At 69.0% G+C, this 17469-nt stretch carries 15 protein-coding genes; 6 read left to right on the top strand and 9 right to left on the bottom strand.

The window, feature by feature from the left end; all coding sequences use genetic code 11:
- Positions 1 to 443 precede the first annotated feature (443 nt).
- The 4 genes from tyrS to ACFOW8_RS00940 form a co-directional block, all read right to left on the bottom strand.
- Complete coding sequence (gene tyrS / locus ACFOW8_RS00955; protein WP_378543900.1) at positions 444 to 1730, bottom strand: tyrosine--tRNA ligase; 1287 nt, start codon at positions 1728 to 1730, stop codon at positions 444 to 446.
- Positions 1731 to 1810: 80 nt separating this feature from the next.
- Positions 1811 to 2656 (bottom strand): alpha/beta fold hydrolase, encoded by an 846-nt coding sequence (locus ACFOW8_RS00950; RefSeq protein ID WP_378543866.1) that lies wholly within the window; start codon positions 2654 to 2656, stop codon positions 1811 to 1813.
- Positions 2657 to 2840: 184 nt separating this feature from the next.
- A complete protein-coding gene (locus tag ACFOW8_RS00945; RefSeq protein WP_378543864.1) occupies positions 2841 to 3266 on the bottom strand; it encodes a DoxX family protein in 426 nt (141 codons plus the stop codon).
- Between the two features lie 72 nt (positions 3267 to 3338).
- Positions 3339 to 3980, bottom strand: a complete 642-nt coding sequence (locus tag ACFOW8_RS00940; protein WP_378543897.1) for a DNA-3-methyladenine glycosylase — start codon at positions 3978 to 3980, stop codon at positions 3339 to 3341.
- Positions 3981 to 4394: 414 nt separating this feature from the next.
- Between ACFOW8_RS00940 and ACFOW8_RS00935 the strand changes: the two genes are divergently transcribed.
- The 4 genes from ACFOW8_RS00935 to ACFOW8_RS00920 all read left to right on the top strand — a co-directional run bounded on the left by ACFOW8_RS00935 (position 4395) and on the right by ACFOW8_RS00920 (position 8131).
- A complete protein-coding gene (locus tag ACFOW8_RS00935) occupies positions 4395 to 5915 on the top strand; it encodes a multicopper oxidase family protein (RefSeq protein WP_378543861.1) in 1521 nt (506 codons plus the stop codon).
- 73 nt (positions 5916 to 5988) lie between these two features.
- Positions 5989 to 6723 carry an ABC transporter ATP-binding protein gene (locus ACFOW8_RS00930; RefSeq protein ID WP_378543858.1) on the top strand — a complete coding sequence of 245 codons (735 nt, stop codon included), beginning with the start codon at positions 5989 to 5991 and terminating at the stop codon, positions 6721 to 6723.
- Positions 6720 to 7484 carry an ABC transporter permease gene (locus ACFOW8_RS00925; RefSeq protein ID WP_378543855.1) on the top strand — a complete coding sequence of 255 codons (765 nt, stop codon included), beginning with the start codon at positions 6720 to 6722 and terminating at the stop codon, positions 7482 to 7484. Before ACFOW8_RS00930 ends, ACFOW8_RS00925 begins: the two co-directional genes overlap by 4 nt.
- A 14-nt stretch (positions 7485 to 7498) precedes the next feature.
- Positions 7499 to 8131, top strand: a complete 633-nt coding sequence (locus tag ACFOW8_RS00920; RefSeq protein ID WP_378543852.1) for a TetR/AcrR family transcriptional regulator — start codon at positions 7499 to 7501, stop codon at positions 8129 to 8131.
- A 71-nt stretch (positions 8132 to 8202) separates the two neighbouring features.
- On the opposite strand, the gene ACFOW8_RS00915 is transcribed toward ACFOW8_RS00920, so the two are convergent.
- From ACFOW8_RS00915 to ACFOW8_RS00905, 3 genes are read right to left on the bottom strand one after another with little or no spacing between them, the layout of a single operon-like run.
- Entirely contained in the window at positions 8203 to 8427 is a 225-nt protein-coding gene (locus ACFOW8_RS00915) for a Trm112 family protein (protein ID WP_378543849.1), read from the bottom strand.
- Between the two features lie 9 nt (positions 8428 to 8436).
- Positions 8437 to 8880 (bottom strand): GtrA family protein, encoded by a 444-nt coding sequence (locus tag ACFOW8_RS00910; protein WP_378543846.1) that lies wholly within the window; start codon positions 8878 to 8880, stop codon positions 8437 to 8439.
- Complete coding sequence (locus ACFOW8_RS00905) at positions 8877 to 11117, bottom strand: hypothetical protein (protein ID WP_378543894.1); 2241 nt, start codon at positions 11115 to 11117, stop codon at positions 8877 to 8879. The genes ACFOW8_RS00910 and ACFOW8_RS00905 overlap by 4 nt, the downstream gene beginning before the upstream one ends.
- Positions 11118 to 11345: 228 nt before the next feature.
- Here ACFOW8_RS00905 and ACFOW8_RS00900 point away from each other — a divergent pair, with 228 nt between their 5' ends.
- Both ACFOW8_RS00900 and rffA read left to right on the top strand, forming a co-directional pair.
- Complete coding sequence (locus tag ACFOW8_RS00900; RefSeq protein ID WP_378543891.1) at positions 11346 to 12344, top strand: glycosyltransferase; 999 nt, start codon at positions 11346 to 11348, stop codon at positions 12342 to 12344.
- The gene (rffA, locus tag ACFOW8_RS00895; RefSeq protein ID WP_378543843.1) at positions 12341 to 13477 is read left to right on the top strand and encodes a dTDP-4-amino-4,6-dideoxygalactose transaminase; all 1137 of its coding nucleotides are present in this window, start codon (positions 12341 to 12343) and stop codon (positions 13475 to 13477) included. The genes ACFOW8_RS00900 and rffA overlap by 4 nt, the downstream gene beginning before the upstream one ends.
- Positions 13478 to 13520: 43 nt before the next feature.
- On the opposite strand, the gene ACFOW8_RS00890 is transcribed toward rffA, so the two are convergent.
- Both ACFOW8_RS00890 and ACFOW8_RS00885 read right to left on the bottom strand, forming a co-directional pair.
- The gene (locus tag ACFOW8_RS00890) at positions 13521 to 16481 is read right to left on the bottom strand and encodes an AMP-binding protein (RefSeq protein WP_378543840.1); all 2961 of its coding nucleotides are present in this window, start codon (positions 16479 to 16481) and stop codon (positions 13521 to 13523) included.
- Positions 16482 to 16614: 133 nt separating this feature from the next.
- Positions 16615 to 17400 carry a bestrophin-like domain gene (locus ACFOW8_RS00885; protein ID WP_378543836.1) on the bottom strand — a complete coding sequence of 262 codons (786 nt, stop codon included), beginning with the start codon at positions 17398 to 17400 and terminating at the stop codon, positions 16615 to 16617.
- Between the last annotated feature and the right edge of the window lie 69 nt (positions 17401 to 17469).

Raw genomic sequence — 17469 nt, 5'->3', positions numbered from 1 at the left:
AAAAATGTCCAACTTCCCAACCGGGGGGTATGAGAAGCGGAACCAATACAAATATTGGCACTGACATTCATCGACACACTATTGAGTTCTCAAAGAACACACGCACAAGCAGAACCACCGGCGCTCGTCCGGATCTTCTGCAAGGCAACTGTTCCAGCCTAACCGAGCTTCCAGACGATGTCAATCGTAACGCTGCTCACTCAGTTGAGGCAATGTCAGGCGCACCCCGTCCTACCTCGTTGCCCCTGGCCCGCCAGCCCGCTGGGCCAGCGTCTCGGCTCCGGGTCGGTGTCCGTGTCGCTCTGACTTCCAATAAGTTACGCGCCGGATAACGCCGCGTCAAATCGCCTGGACGGCAGAGTATCTGCGCAGGTCAGCGCGATGCCAACGCGCGGAGCGGAGGCTGGACTCACCGCGGTGTGACTCAGGCCTCCGCAAGAGCGTCAGGCTATCCGGCGCACGCCTGCCATGTTCTTCTTGCCCCGGCGCAGCACCAGCCACTGCCCGTGCAGGAAGTCGGTGTCCGCCGGTGTCCAGTCGATGTCACCGATGCGCTCGTTGTTCACCGAGGCACCGCCTTCGTTCACCACACGGCGGGCGGCTCCCCTGCTTTCGGCCAGGCCGGAGGCCACGAGCAGATCGACGATCGTGTTCGGTTCTCCGGGTGCGATCTCGGCGACCTTGCCGTCGAGGGCGGTCTCGCGCAGCGCCGCACCGAGCGTGGATTCGGGCAGCTCGTTGAGGTCGCCGCGGCCGAACAGCGCCTGGCTGGCCAGTTCCACCGCGCGGGTCTCCGCCTCGCCGTGTACCAGCGTGGTCATCTCGGCGGCCAGCCGCTTCTGCGCGGTCCTGGCGTGCGGCCGTTCGGCGGTGGCCTGCTCGAGCTCGTCGAGTTCGGCCCGGTCGAGGAAGGTGAACCAGCGCAGGTACCGCACCACGTCGGCGTCGGCGGTGTTCACGAAGTACTGGTACCAGGCGTAGGGGCTGGTCAGCTCGGGGTCGAGCCAGAGGCTGCCGCCGCCGGTGGACTTGCCGAACTTCTTGCCGTCGGCCGAGGTCACCAGGGGGACGGTGAGCGCGTGCACGTGCGCGCCGTCGACCCGGCGGTTCAGCTCGACGCCCGCGATGATGTTGCCCCACTGATCGGAGCCGCCGACCTGCAGGGTGCAGCCGTGTTCGCGGCGCAGCTGCAGGTAGTCGTTGGCCTGCAGCAGCATGTAGCTGAACTCGGTGTAGGAGATACCCTCGCCCTCCAGCCGCCGCTTGACGGTGTCACGGGCGAGCATGACGTTGACCGAGAAATGCTTGCCGACATCGCGTAGGAAGTCGACGGTCGACAGCGAGCCGGTCCAGTCCATGTTGTTCACGATCACGGCCCCGGTCGGGGAGTCGTCGAGGTCGACGAAGCGCTCGAGCTGGGAGCGGATGCGCCCGGCCCACTCGGCGACGGTGTCGGTGGAGTTCATGGTGCGTTCGCCGACATCGCGTGGGTCACCGATCAGCCCGGTGGCGCCACCGGCGAGGACGATCGGCCGGTGACCTGCCCGCTGGAATCGCTTCAGCGCGAGCAGAGGGACAAGGTGACCCGCGTGCAGGCTCGCCGCCGTAGGGTCGAACCCGGCATAGAGGGTCAGCGGCGCGGTCGCGGCGGCCGCCCGCAGTTCGTCCAGGTCGGTGGACTGCGCGATCAGGCCGCGCCAGGTCAGTTCGTCGAAGATGTCGCCGGTCACGGTGCCCATCTTTCCGTATGCGATCGGCTGCCCGCGCGCAGGCCGGACGGTCCAGGACGCGTGGCGACTTCTATCCGCTTCTATCCGCGCGCACGCGTGAGCCAGCCGGCGAGATCGGCTTCGACCTCGGCCCGCTTCACCTCGTTCAAGATCTCGTGGCGCAGGCCGGGGTAGATCCGGTACGTGAGGTCGGTCAGCCCGGCATCGCGATAGCGCTGTACCAGCCGATCGGAGAGCCGGGTCTGGTCGTTGAGCGGGTCCTGGTCGCCGACCATCACATACATCGGCAGATCGCGGCGCACCGCGGCGGGATCGGCCAGGCGCTGATACCCGGCGGTCGCGAGCTGCGCCATATTGGCCTCATCGAGGGCGAAGCCGCACCACGGGTCGGCGAGGTAGGCATCGACCTGCGCCTCGTCGCTGCTGATCCAGTCGGCATCGGTCCGGGTCGGCTGGAAGCCGGCGTTGAAGAACGCGGTCAGATCGCCGCCCGCGGCCATGATCTGGTCGAACAGGCCGTCGACCGCGGTCGAGCCGCACAGCACTACCTCGTCGACCAGCGCGGAGTGGTCGAGGAGGTACTGCTGGACCGCGAACGATCCGAGGCTGTGCCCGAACAGGGTGATGGGCACCGCGGGGTGCCGCTCGCGCAGCAGACCGGTCAGCGTGACCTGGTCGGCGACGAGCAGGTTCCATCCGTCCGCGCCGAGCTGTCCCGGCTCGGCGCCCATGCTGTGGCCGTGTCCGCGATGATCGGCGGCGTACACGGCGTAGCCGAGCGCGACGAGAGTGCCGGCCAGATGGCTGTACCGATCCGAGTGTTCACCCATGCCGTGCGCGATCTGCACCACGCCCACCGGCTCCACTTCCGGTAGCCAACTCCTGACATGGATCGTGAGGTCGTCGCTGCTGGTGAAGGTGAACACGGATACTCCTCCTACGGGGTTCCCGGACAGTGGGACCTCGATCCTTGCACTACGACCAGACCACGCCTATGGGATCGGACGCTGAGATACGCGCCCTCATCTTGGCTCCACCGACAAGGTCGCGGCCACGCGAAGGATCGCCGAACCCGGCGGTTCGGCGATCCTCAGCGTGGCCGGTTCGGGCTCATCGCGTCAGGGCGGTGATGCTGTCGCGGCGCTCATAGGCGATCCAGGCGAAGATCGCCGCCAGGGCCAGCGGGAAGATCGCCATGCCGGGCAGGTCGGCGATGAAGGCTTGGGTCGCCGCGGCGAGCACGGTGAGCACCGACAGCCCGATCGCGGCCAGGGCCGCCAGCTTCGGCACCATCAGCCCGACACCGCCCGCGACTTCCGCGACGCCGATGAAGATCAGCAGGCCGATCGGGATGGTCAGGTTCTCCGGCGGGTTCTGCATCAGGATGTGCGGGATGACGAGCTTGGGGCCGCCCGAGGCGATGATGAAGAACAGACCGAGCACGATCTGCAGGGTCCACAGGACGCGGTTGCGGATCTTGCCGGGCCGGTGAGCGACGGAGGCGAACGGGGCGGAGGTGGCGGTGGTGGTGGTCATTGTCTCGTCCTTCGGGTCGGTCGCGCCGGTGGCGGCGCGTTCACCAGAGAAGACGGACGACCGCCGGGAAACTCATCGCTGTCCGCGCGAATTTCTCGCCACCTCCGGTGGTTCGGGCGCACGGGGGCTGCGCCGGTAGACCGAAACGGCCGGTGAGGCCCGGAGCCGGAAGCGCCAGGCGAGATCCGCGGCGACGCTGACTCCCACTCGCGGCCCGGCCGCGATGTCGGCCCGCGGCACCGGCGGACTCAGTTCGAGGCGAACGGCGGCGAACGGATCGAACAGCTCGGTGCCGTAGTCGGCCAGGCTGATGCCGAGCGCGCTACCGACATTGCCAGGCCCACGGGCCAGGTCGGCGTCGGTGCGGGCGGCCTGCCTGCGGCTGCGCACGAGATCGATTCCGTCGAGTACCTCGGCCGCGCGCACGAGGACCGCGCCGGCTTCCCCGTCGTAGCCGCTGGTCACATTGACACAGAGGTGAATTCCATAGGAGCGATAGACATAGAGCCGTCCGGCGGGCCCGAACATCACCGCGTTGCGCGCGGTCGGCCCCGGCCACGAGTGCGCGGCGGGGTCGGGCCACGGCCCACCCGGGTCGCTGCCGTAGGCCTCGACTTCGACGATGCGCAGGGCCACCGGCCCCGACCACAGGGTGGCGCCGAGCAGCCTGCGGGCGGCAGTGGGCGGATCGGTGACGAGCTCCTGGGCGGACACAGCCGCCATTGTCGCGGATCGGATCCGGCAACCGAACAGGTGCTCGCGGCCGTGCCCGACAACCCGCGCGGCCCCCGCCTGCGCCGCGACCCGGCCCATCGCCGCCGCCGCGGCGGAGCTGACAGCCGCAGACGCGACCACCGCTCGAACTCCGTTAGGCCACATCTCGATTCAGTCGAGCCGACCGGTGCGGTGGTACAGACCGGACAGCGCTCGAGGGTTCACCTGGAAGCGCAGGTGGTGGTTCGTTCGTCAGTTCCTGGCCGGTGGCGATCCGGTGCATCCGCAGTCGCTCGGCGACCCGGGCCGAAGGGTTGACCAGCCGGCACGATCGCCTGTCAGGGTGCGAGCCAGGGTCGACTAGGGGACGAATCCCGATGTGCGCGACCTGCCGCGCTTCCTACCGTCTGGATCATGGCTTCCCCTTCTCGTCCCGGCCGTCTGCGCCGGATCCTGCTTCGCACCGGTGCGCTCGCCGTCGTCCTCGCTCTCGCGATCGCCGGACTGGCGACCTGGGCCTGGGCCACCGCCGATGTCTCCACCGTCGGCAGCACGGAGTTCCGCAGACCGCTCACCATCCCGCCACTGGCCCCGTCCACCGTCGAGCCCGACGGAACCCGCGTCTTCGCCCTCGACATGCAGACCGGGACCACGGAATTCGACCCCGGCGTGGCCACCGAGACCTGGGGGTTCAACGGCGGCTATCTCGGCCCAACGCTGCGCGCCGCCCGGGGCGAACGGGTCAGGGTCCTGGTGCGCAATCAGCTGCCCGAGGCCTCGACCGTGCACTGGCACGGCATGCACCTGCCCGCCGCGATGGACGGCGGCCCCCATCAGATGGTCGAGCCGGGCGCGACCTGGACGCCGGAATGGACAGTGGCGCAACCGGCCTCGACGCTGTGGTATCACCCGCACCCGCACGGCGCGACCGAGGACCATGTCCGGCGCGGCCTGGCCGGGCTGTTCCTGCTCGACGACGAGCCGGCGGCCGCGCTGCCGCTGCCCGATACCTATGGTGTCGACGACATTCCGGTGATCGTTCAGGATCTGCGGCTGCGCGGCGATCAGCTCGACGGCACCCACGGCGCCTTCCGCGATGTCGGATTCCTCGGTGACCGCACCATGGTCAACGGCACCATCGCCCCGTACCAGGAGGTCGGCGACGAACTCGTGCGTTTGCGGCTACTCAATGCCGCCACCGCGCGCACCTTCACCTTCGCCTTTCACGACAGCAGGGCGTTCGCGCTGATCGGTACCGACGGTGGCCTGCTCGAACGCCCGGAAACCCTGTCGAGGGTGCAGCTGTCGCCCGGCGAGCGCGCCGAGATCGTGGTGCGCGTGCAGCCGGGTGAACGCGCGGTGCTGCGCAGCGAACGGCTCGACGCGGGGCTCGACTTCTGGGCCAACCGGTTCGCGGGCGGCGACGACCGGTTCGATGTGCTGGAACTGCGGGCCGCGGCGACCCTGCGCCCCTCCCCCGCGCTGCCGGCCGCACTCGTCGCACCCGCCACCCCCGACGGGTCGGCGAGCAGCGTGGAGCGCACCTTCGATCTCACCATCGCCGGGATCAACGGCGCCGCGATGGCGATGGATCGCATCGACACCACCGTCACCAGGGGTGCCACCGAGACGTGGACGATCCGCAATGTCGACGGGATGCCGCACAACTTCCATGTCCACGATGTGCAGTTCCGGGTGCTCGACTACGCCGGAGCACCGCCGCCGCCCGCGCTGCGCGGACCCAAGGACACGATCTTCCTGCCGCCGAACACCACCGCGACCGTGACGATGCGCTTCGACGGACCCGCCGATCCCGATACGCCGTACATGTATCACTGCCACCTGCTGTGGCACGAAGACCGGGGAATGATGGGCCAGTTCGTGGTCGTCGAGCCGGGCCAGCAGGCCGGAAAACCCCCGCGACACTCCCATTGACCCTTGCCGCCGTGCCCGGATCGCGCTAAATTCATCACATAGTGAATTCAACACTCGATGAATTGAGGCGACCATGTCGCACACCACCTCGCCACCGGTAGCCGTGCGGGTCGACGGCCTGACCGTCGCGCGCGGGAAACGCACTGTCCTGCACGGGTTGTCGCTGGAGATTCCGAGCGGCTCGATCACCGGCCTGCTCGGCCCTTCGGGGTGCGGCAAGACCACCCTGATGCGGTCGATCGTGGGCACCCAGATCGTGGAATCGGGCACCGTGACGGTGCTCGGCGATCCGGCGGGCAGCGCCGCGTTGCGCCGCCGGGTCGGCTACGTCACCCAGGCGCCGAGCATCTACTCCGATCTCAGTGTCCGTGACAATCTCGCCTACTACGCCGCGCTCTACGACCGCGGCCGCGCCGACGTGGACGCCGCGCTCGACGCGGTCGGGCTCGGCGAGTACGCCGCGCAGCGCGGCGATCAGCTTTCCGGCGGGCAGCAGACCAGGGCATCGCTGGCGTGCGCGCTGGTCGGCAAGCCGGAACTGCTGGTACTGGACGAGCCGACCGTCGGCCTCGACCCGGTACTGCGGGTGGAACTGTGGAAGCAGTTCCGCGAATTGGCCGCCGCCGGAACCACACTGCTCGTGTCGAGTCACGTGATGGACGAGGCCGACCACTGCGACCGGCTGCTGCTCATGCGTGAGGGCAACCTGATCGCCCAGCTCAGCCCCGGCGAGCTGCGCGAGCGCACCGGCGAGCAGAACCTCGAGACCGCCTTCCTGACCCTCATCACGATGGGAGAGCGCGCATGACCACCCTGCTGCGCCCCTACACCGCCACCACCGGCCGGATCCTGCGCCAGCTGCGCAACGATCACCGCACCGTCGCCATGATCCTGGTGGTGCCCGCCCTGCTGATGACCCTGCTCTACTTCATCTATCAGGACGCGCCACCGGCCCCGCACTCCGCACTGACCATCTTCGACCGGGTCGGCATCACCATGCTCGGCATCCTGCCGTTCATCGTGATGTTCCTCATCACCGCCATCGCCATGCAGCGCGAACGCACCTCGGGCACGCTGGAACGGCTGCTCACCACGCCGTTGCGCAAGCTGGATCTGCTGGCCGGCTACGGCAGCGCGTTCTCGATCGCCGCCGCCGCGCAGGCGGCGGTGGCGTGCGCGGTCGCGTTCTGGCTGCTCGGGCTCGAGGCGGCGGGCAATCCGGGCTGGGTGATGGTGATCGCGATTGTCGACGCGATCTGCGGAGTCGCGCTCGGCCTGCTGGCCAGCGCGTTCGCCCGCACCGAATTCCAGGCGGTGCAGTTCATGCCGGTGGTCGTCGCGCCGCAGATCTTCCTGTGCGGGCTGCTCGTCCCGCGCGATCAGCTGCCCGGCTGGTTGGAGGCGATCAGCGATGTGATGCCGTTGAGCTACGCCGTCGACGCGCTGCAACAGGTCTCGGTGTCACCGGAGCCGACCGCGACGATGTGGCGCGATATCGCGGTGGTTGCCGGGTTCACGGTGGTCGCGCTGTGTCTCGGCGCCGCTACGCTGCGACGACGAACACCCTGACGGAACGAGGAGAAATGAGTGTCGGCAAAACCGGTTCGGGCGCGGCCAGAGCCGGACGCACCGGGCGCAGACCGGGGAATGCGGATACCAGGACAGCGATTCTGGACGCCGCCCGAATCCGGTTCGCCGACAACGGTTTCGACAAGACCTCGATCCGGGCGATCGCCGGCGACGCCGAGGTCGACCCGGCGCTCGTCCACCACTATTTCGGGACCAAGCAGCAGTTGTTCGCGGCCGCGGTGGACTTTCCGGTCGACCCGGAGTCGACACTCAGCGCCGTCGACCGCGCGCCGCTCGCCGAACTGGGCGACACGATCGTGCGCGCGGTTGTGACGGTATGGGACTCCCCTGCCGGGCCGGGCATCGTCGCGATGGTGCGCAGCATGCTCGGCGGGGGCGAGCTCAACCTCGCCCGCTCGTTCCTGTTGCAGGTCGTCCTCGAACGGGTACGCACCCGGATCGCGACTGCCGAGGACGACGGCCGCGCCAGGACCGCGCTGGCCGCCGCCCAGCTGATGGGTGTGCTCATCGCACGCAAGATCGTCGGGATCGAACCGCTCGCCTCGATGCCGATCGACGACATCGTCACAGCAGTCGGCCCGTCGGTGCAGCGCTATCTCACCGGCGACCTCGACAGCGGCCGGTGACGTGCTCGCCCGCACCGCGTAGGAACCTGCCGGGGGTCGCCCAAGGGCGCGGCACTCCGGACCGGGACCGCTCAGGACTGGGCGGCGAGGAATTCGTGCTCGGCGTCGTCGACGTCGCGGGCCTCGTCGATCAGCAGGACAGGGATGCCGTTGTCGATCGGGTAGGCACGGCGCAGGCGCGGGTTGTAGAGGACACTCGCGCCCGCTTCGGTGCGGACCAGCCGCAGCGGCCTCTTGTCCTGCGGGCAGGCCAGCAGACCGAGCAGGGTTGTGTCGAGAGTGGATTCGTGCGCCATGTGCCCAACCTACCGGGCGCGCCGGAACGAGATGTAGCGGTGTCCGAAGAAGCTCAGCACCGCCACCAGACCCATCACGGACACCGAGGCGGGCGCGGCGGGGAAGCCGAGGCCGGTCACGGCCAGCTCGACCAAGGCGACATTGAGGACCATCCCGCCGACGTTCACGCCGCAGAACGCGACGAAATCGCGCAGCACCCGGCCACGGACCCGGAACACCAGGGTGCGGTGCAGCACGAACGCGACGACCGTGCTCATCGCGTATGCCGCGACGACGGCGAGGCCGGGCCTGCCGTCGCCGAGTATCCCGAGCCAGAACACCACGAGCACCATGCCGAGCAGGGTGTTGAATCCGCCGACGATGGCGAAGGCCAGTTCCTGCCGTTTCACGATCCGCAGCAGCGGGCCGGGGGTCTCGAGCACCCCGGCCGTGGTCGCCGCCTCGGTGGTCATCGCACCGCGTCCGCGAGTTCGGCGTCACCGTCGGGGATCGACTCGACGGCGGGCGCGGCGGACTCGTCGTCCTCCGGTTTGCGCCCGCGCAGATACAGCCACTCGAACACGCCGAGACCGGCCAGGCTCAGCGCGATGGCGGCACCACCGATCTTCCAGCCCGGCGGCCGCCAGGTGAGCGTGAGGTCACCGTCGCGGGTGCCCGCCGGGATATCGACGGCGACGAAGCTCTTGGCGACAACGGTGAACGGCACTTCCTTGCCGTCGAGGTCGGCCCGGTAGCCCGGCCAGCCCAACCGCGCGAACACGACCCGGCCGCCGCCGTCGGAATCGACCTTGACCCGGCTGGTGGTGTCGGATTCGGCGACCGAGACGGCAGTAGCGCCCTGCACGGCCGAGATCCGGCCGTTACGGGTGGAGATCAGCCCGTCCTCGCGTTCGAGGACCGCGATGTAGTTCTCGTGGCCCGGGTAGTCGACCCACTGCCAGCCCGCGGGCGGCTCCTCGGCGCCCGCCTCGGGGAACAGCGCCTTCTGCAGGACGACCCGGTCGACGTTCATCAGGTCGACGATCGTCTTGCCCGTCGACGGTTCGACCGCGAACGCGCGCCGGTAGGCGTCGGGGCAGACGCTGGTGTCCCAGCGCATGCACAGCATGTCGCCGAACCAGAAGTGCCCGTTCGGGGTGTATCCGCTGACGTAGGTGCGTTCCAGATCCTTGGCGTAGTTACCGAACACCAGCGACCCGTAGGCGCCGTCGAGCGTGCGCTCCCCCGGCTGGATCAGCCCGCGGTCACCCAGTTGCAGCGTGGTCCCGGCGAATTCGGGGAAGGCCGCCTTCGCCGCGTCCCGGTCGCTGGGCAGATTCCAGCTCATCGGCGTCGGCTGGGCCCGATCCACCTGGAACCAGGCGATCGGGAACACGGCGACGATCGCCAGCGCCACCGCGGCCGATGTCCCCCTCCGCACGGCCAGCCACACCACCAGCGCGCCGAGCGCGGCGACGGCCAGCGCCGCACCGAGGTGGACCAGCCAGTTGTGCGGGTCGGCCGCGAACGAGCGCACCCACAGCAGCCCGATCAGCACCGCGGCCGCGATCCCGCGCGCACGCCAGTCCTTGAACGTCGCGAACCGGCCGAGCAGCACGCACACCAGCAGCAGCAGGCCGAGCGCCACCATCGGCAGCACCCGCGCCGGCCAGCGCAGCGGGCCGATCGTGCCAGGACCCGCGGTCCACATGAGCGCGGCGATCGCGAACAGCGCGATGCCGCTGAGCTCGCGCCACGCCGCGCGTGCCCGCCCCCAGTCGATGAAGGCGAGCGCCGGGATCAGGAACCACGCGATGTAGACCACCGGCATCGGCTGCACATATCCCCACCAGGAGGTGAACGCGGGCAGCGTGGACGGCAGGCTCGCGTTCAGCGATTCCGACCAGGGCACGGTGAGGAACTGGTCGTTGTTGATCTGGGCCGTGCCACGCCAGGTCACCTTGGCCGACAGCATGCTCGGCAGGTAGGTGGCCGATCCGGCCAGCGCGGCCAGCCCGGACACGGCGAGCAGCCGCAGCGACGGCCGCCAGGTGCGCTGGTAGATCAGTTCGCCGATCGCGACCGCGACGATCATCATTCCGGCTTCGACGGCAGGGAAGACGTACTGCACCGAGATCGCCAGGTACAGATAGACGAACACCGGAATCGGACCGCCCCTGCCCCTGGCGTACCGCACCCCCGACGCCCACGCGTGCACCATCCACGCCGTGCCGGTGAACGCGGTCATCCAGCTGGCCTCGTCGAAGAACAGCAGCCAGCCGGTGAACGGGATCGACACGCCCGCCAGCGCGGCCCACTGCACCCTGGCGCCGTAGGCCAGGCAGATCCGGTAGACACCGAGGCCGAGGATGATCGCGAAGACCAGTTTCACCACGGTCGCGTACAGCGCGAGATTGCCCACCGAGGGCGCGATCAGATCGATCAGCAGCTGCGGCGGATTCAGTAGTCCCGCTTCCTCGATCGCGTAGTTGCCCGCCATCCAGTGCTCGGGCACCAGCACCGGCAGCTCGCCGTCGCGCAGCCGTCGGCCGAGCATCACCCACAGCGGCACGTACTGGGATTCGGTGTCGTCGGTGTAGAAGTGCCTGGCGTTGGCCAGCAGAACCGCGCCGTAGCCCGCGATCACCCCCAGGGAGGTGAGCAAGCCCCACAGGTACACGGCGCGACGGGGAGGGGTTCTACTTTCCACCACGAGCACCAGACCCTACAGGTAGGCCCCCACATTCACACCGCCGCACGCCATCCCCGCGTCACCGCCGTGGCGTCGGCCGCCGGTGTTAAAGTTCCCCCACTGTCGCCATCCATCCCGGCCGCCACCGATCACCGAAAGTCGATGATGCCGATACCTTCCGCACATTCGTCCCGGCCCGGCGCCGTGCTGCCCGTGGAAGCGCCTGCCCGTCCCGGGTCACGCCCGGTGCATTCGGTGTCGGTGGTCGTGCCCGTGTACCGGGGCGAGGAGACGATCGCCGCCCTGGTCGCCGAGCTGGACCGGCTCACCGGACCGTCGACGACGACCGCGGGCGCGCGCTACGCCGTGGAGGAGATCATCCTCGTGCACGACAACGGGCCGGACCGGTCCGATGTGGTACTCGGAGAACTGGCCGCCACCTATCCGCAGGTACGCCCGGTGTGGTTGAGCCGCAACTTCGGCCAGGACGCGGCCACGATCGCCGGGATGGCGGCGGCGCGGGGCGACTGGATCGTCACCATGGACGAGGACGGCCAGCACGATCCGGCATTCGTCGGCGATTTCCTCGACGCGGCGCTGGCCTCGCGCGCGGACCTGGTCTATTCGAAGCCGACCAACACCCGGCCGCACGGTGTCCTGCGCAACGTCACCTCGCGGGCCGCGAAGATCGTGCTGGCGACGGTGTTCGCCTTCCCTGACTCCACCCGGTTCGAGAGTTTCCGGCTGATCCGCGGTGACATCGGCCGCCAGCTCGCCGAGGTCGCCGCCAACGGCGTGTACCTGGATGTGGCCCTGACCTGGGTCGTCGGCAACGCGGTCCAGGTGCCGGTGGTGTTGCGGGCCGAGGGCAGGGAGGAGTCCGGGTACAACTACCGCAGGCTGTTCTCGCTGTTCTGGAAGATGGTGCTGTGCAGCGGCACCCGTGGCCTGCGCCTGGTGAGCATGCTCGGCGGCACGCTCGCGCTGGCCGGGGTGATCATGGCCGGGGTGGTGATCGTGGAGGCACTCACCCAGGACAACAGCGATCCGGACGGCTGGGCCTCGATCATCGTCGTCCTGCTGCTGTGCTCCGGCGCGATCCTGTTCTCGCTCGGGCTGATCGCCGAGTATCTCGGCGTCGCGCTGCACATTCTGGTGGGCAAACCGCTGTATCTGACGGTGGATTCCCCCACTCCGCGCCCGGATACGATGCAGACCGCGACGCAGAAGAGGCAGCACGAGTGAGCGACCGCATCATCTTCAGCAGGCCGTTCCGTGCCGCCGCCGAACGCGCCAACCTGCTCAGTGTGCTCGATTCCGACCACAGTCACGGCGACGGCCAGTTCACCAGGTCGGCCACCGCCAGGATCAAGGCCGTCACCGGCGCCGAGCACGCCCTGCTCACCACCTCGTGCACGCACGCGCTGGAACTGGGGGCGCTGCTGCTGGAACTCGGTCCTGACGACGAGGTGATCGTCCCCAGTTTCGCGTTCACCTCCGCCGCCACCGCGATGGCGCTGCGCGGGTCGACGTGCGTGTTCGTCGACATCGACGACACCACCGGCAATATCGACCCCGACGCCGCGGCCGCCGCGATCACCGCGCGCACCAAGGCCATCGTGGTGATGCACTACGGCGGCGTGGCCGCCGACATGGCACCGCTGCTCGAGCTGGCCGCCCAGCACGGCGTGGCGCTCATCGAGGACAACGCGCACGGCCTCGGCGGCACCTGGCGCGGACGGCAGCTGGGCACCATCGGCACCATCGGCACGCAGAGCTTCCACGACACCAAGAACGTGCACTGCGGTGAGGGTGGCGCGCTGCTGCTCTCCGACGAGATCCTGATGGGCCGCGCGGAGATCATGCGGGAGAAGGGCACCGACCGGGCCCGCTTCCTGCGCGGCCAGGTCGACAAGTACTCCTGGCAGGATATCGGCTCGAGCTACCTGCCCAGTGAACTCAACGCGGCCGTGCTCGACGCGCAGCTCGCCGAGTTCGGCACCATCCAGCGCGAGCGCCACCGCGTGTGGGACACCTACGCCGCCGCGCTGCCGGACTGGGCGGCCCGCAACGACATCCGCCCCATGACGGTGCCTGCCGACCGCGGCCACACCGCGCACCTGTTCTATCTGCGGATGCCCACCGAGGACAGCCGCGACGGCCTCATCGCCCATCTCGCCGACCGCGGAATCGTGGCGCCGTTCCACTACATCCCGCTGGACTCGAGCCCGGCGGGCCTCAAGTACGGCCGCACACCGGTGCCGTGTACCCGGTCTGCGAACTTCTCCGCCACCATCGTGCGGCTGCCCCTGTGGCCGTTGCTCAGCACCGCGCAGCTGGATCGCGTCGTCGACGCGGTCACCGCCTACCAGGTGTGACCGCACCGGCGGCCGGAGCGCGCCCGGCCACCGGTGGCGCCGGTCAGTTCCCGCCGAACAGGTCGGCGGCCGCCGCGTCGGTGAGCACCTCGTAGGCCTCGGTCTCGCGGTTGTAGAGCCAGGTGTTCGGTCCAGGAGCGGGCAGGCCCGCCGCCTGGACCGCGGTCGCCGAGGGCCGGAAGCTGGGGCTGCGTGGAATGTCGTCGACGACGTAGACCAGGTCGGGACGCTGATCCGCGGTCAGCGCCCGCATCGCCTCGGTGACATCGCCCGGTTCGATCCGGAACCCAGGACGCACGCACAGCGCGGCCGCCGCCAGCGTGCCCGACGGTGTCGGCAGGCCGTAGGCGACCTCCATGTCGACCTGGGTGATGTCGTTGAGCACGTCCACGATCGGCTGGGTGTACACCGGGCCGCGCGGCGACCGGATCACGGTGTCGCGGCGGTCGACCAGCCAGTAGTCGCCGTCGCTGTCGCGGCGGAAGATGTTCTCGGTCGGCCACCAGGCGTCACCGGCCCGGAACACGCCGCGCAGCCCGCCGTCGGACAGGTCGCCGCCGTCGACGGATTTGCCAAGCAGCAGGCCGGGCTCGTTGTCGGCGCAGCGGCGTGCGAATCCGTCGTCGCCGACCAGGATCTGCTCGCCGACCGGGTCGTAGGCCACCAGTTCCACGTGTGCGGTACCCGGCACGGGTCGGCCCTTGGATCCGATCTTGATGCCGGGCACGTTGGCCAGCACCACGTCGCCGTCGATCGAGGCGTAGAACTCCAGCACCCTGGCGGGCGCGAACTGTTCCACGGTGCGCCGCCACAGCCCGGCAGGCATACCGGAGCCGATGAACAGCCGGATCGGGTGGGTGTGCCCGACCGGGAAGACCTGCGCGTCGAGCAGATCGCGCAGCATCGTCCAGGTGTAGGTGACGACGGTGACGCCGTAGCGGTGTACCTCCTGCGCGAAACGGCTCGGCTCCATGTCGGCGGGCCTGGCCAGCGCGATCCGGCTGCCGCCTGCGATCGCGCCGCCCAGCGACACCAGCAGACCCGACGAATGGTGCAGCGGCGCGAGGCAGTACACGGTGTCGCGACGATCCAGGTCGGCCGCACTGGCGGTGCCGAAGGCCGACAGCGCCCACCGATGATTGGTGATGTACTTGGCCTCCAGCTTGGCGCCGGTGCCGATCACCAGGATGAACGCCAGCTCACGGGCCAGGCCGGGGTTGGGCCGGTACCACGCCGGGACGCGCACTTTGGACGGGTCGATCTGTTCGAGATCGATCACCTGGTCGCCGGTGGGCACCGCCAGCCCTCTGGTGTCACCCCCACCGAGCACCAGCACCCGTGCCCCGGTGGCGGCGGCGGTACGCAGGTTCTCCGGGTCGGTGATCAGCGTCTGCACGCCGGCCAGTTCCATCCCGCGGGCGAGTTCGGCGCCGGGCGCGAGCAGCACCGCCACCGCGCCGAGGCGGGAGAGCGCGGCCACCGCGGCGAGCGCGCTCGGCCTGGTCTCCATCACCACCCCGATGCGCTGGGCCGGGCGCACGCCGACGGAGACGAGTCCGCGCACCACATTGTCGATGCGCACCTCCACCGCGGCGTTGGTATGCACCCGGTCGTCGAAGAGGAACAGGTCCTTCTGCGGCGCCCGCTTGGCATGCTCGCTGAGCAGCTTGCCGAGTGAGATCCTGGTGTGCGGCTGGATCATGCCGAGTCGGGTGAGCCGTGGCAGGGCACGCGCGGCCTCCCCCGCGATCTCCACCGAACCGCGAATCGTGTTGCTCGCGATGCCTTCCAGCGCCTTGCCGACTCCGGCACCAGCTTCGGCCAGGGTGGCCGCGGTGTGCACCACGCGGGTGGCGGCCGTGCGCGGTGCGTTCCCGGCCACGTGCTCCTGCATGGGCACGATCTGCTCGGGCAGCGTGCCGTTGCCCTCCATCCAGCCGATCCAGTCGCGCACCATCGGCCAGGTGTGGTTGGTGGCCATCGACCCGGCGACGAGCCCGAAATGCCCGGCCACCAGGCTGGCCTCGTACACCTCGGCGTTGGGCGCTGCCCGCACGATGCCGCGCACCGCGGCGGGCTGGCCGATGTCGTCGACCTCACCGACGAACGCCAGGATCGGGCAGCGCAGCTCGGCCAGCGAGATCGGGTGGTCGCGGATCACGAAGCCGCCGAGCATCATCCGGTTGTGCGCGACGAACTGCTTGAGCAGGTCGGCGATCGCCGGACCCGAATAGCCCACCCAGCCTTCACTGTTGAGGAATCGGCGCTGACGTTCCTTGGGCAGCAACGCTTCCCGGTCGTGCAGCTGCAGCAGGAAATCCAGCCGGGACTTGGCGGTCTTGACCGGATCGAGCATCTGGAAACCGATCCGCACCATGGATTCGGTGATCGGCAGCCGGTGCATCACGTGATCGGCCAGGAAGTCGGCGACCTCGGAGACCATGCCGTAGGGCAGCCCGAACGGCATACCCGCCACGATGTCGACCGGACTGCCGAAGGTGACGATGGAGGCCACGCCTTTGCCGTAGCGATAGGCGGTGGTCTGGTAGGCGAACATGCCACCCTGGGAGTACCCCATCAGGTGCACCTGCGCGCCGGTGGCCTCGCACACGGTGTCGATGGCGGAGTTCACCGCGAGCACGTGGTCGGCCAGGTCACGTTCCCAGCCGCCCTCCTCGGTGGCGGGCGAGCCGAAATCGATGACCCAGCAGTCGATTCCGCCGGCATGTAGCATGCCGACCGCGCCGCCCGCCGCGTTCACGTCCCAGATGTCGGCGTTCACCATCAGCGGCGGCACCAGCAGCGCCACCGGGCGCCCCGGCGCCGCGTCGTCGGGGAAGTAGTGGCGCAACCGGTACATGCGTCTGCGTTCGACGACCTCGAACGGCGAGGACTCGACATCGTGCGCCAATCCGCCGAAGCGGATCACCTCCAGCCCGTTCTGCGCGGTAGCCAGCAACCGCTGCACCGAACCGACCACACCTCTTGGACTGAGATCCACCATTCCCGCCTGCCTGATGATAGTGACACACCTCACACACCCCGATGTGCTCATATGAGCTAACCACACCGGACCTCCATTATGTGTCGCCTGTGACAGGCCGCATGTTCCGGCGATTCACCTCACAACCGCCCGGTCATGGCTTGATCACATTCAGGTAGACGCTCTGGAACGGCTCGCTGCTCACACTCAGGTCGCCGCGAAACGGATAGTCGAGCGCGGCGATCAGGAAGATCATCGCGCCGAGAAAGAAGGCGAACAGTCCACCGAGCACCAGATGGGCGTGTTTGCCGAGGTCGAACAGGCACAGCAGCACCAGGTTCACCGCGCCGCCGACCAGGATCGTCCACCACAGCACGTCGGGAATGCCGCCCTTGGTGGCGTTGATCCGGTGCCTGCGGTCGGAGTCGAACCGCGCGAACTGGTCGATGGTGGCGGCGTGCACCACCTCCTGCGGCCCGTCCACCGGCCGGAACTCGAGCAGGTGGGTCTGGAACCTGGTCACCAGCGCGGTGCCGCCCATCGGTTCCTCGCCGCGCTGCAGGGCGGGCCAGACCACGTCGAGCACATCGCGGGTGTAGGCCGTCAGATCGTCGCGCAGCACCTGCCGGTAGGGCTCGGGATAGGCGCTGACCTCGCGGTAGAGCGTGCCGATCGCGGCGGCCTCGTCGGCGACCCGGTCCTGCGCCTCGGCGTAGGACTCGTAGGTGGCGGCCGCGATCAGCCCGAGCAACAGCCCGTAGAACACCCCACCCACGGTGAGCACCATCGTGACGGTCTCGTTCCAGCCCGATTCGGCCCCGAAGGCGCGCTGAACGGCGCGTCTGCTGAGCAGGATCGTGGCGACGGTCAGCCCGACGGCGGTGCCGGTGATGAGGAGGAAGTCCAGCCAGATCGGTAATCCGTATATCCAGGTGAACATGCTTCGACGATAACCACCGCGGGCCGGATTCCGGTACCACTTCCACGATTCATCCCAGGACATTCGTTG

This window comes from Nocardia rhizosphaerae, from assembly GCF_042650365.1.
Lineage (GTDB): Bacteria > Actinomycetota > Actinomycetes > Mycobacteriales > Mycobacteriaceae > Nocardia > Nocardia rhizosphaerae.
The sequence above is the reverse complement of the archived record's forward strand: the minus strand, read 5'-3'. Positions and strand labels throughout refer to the sequence as shown.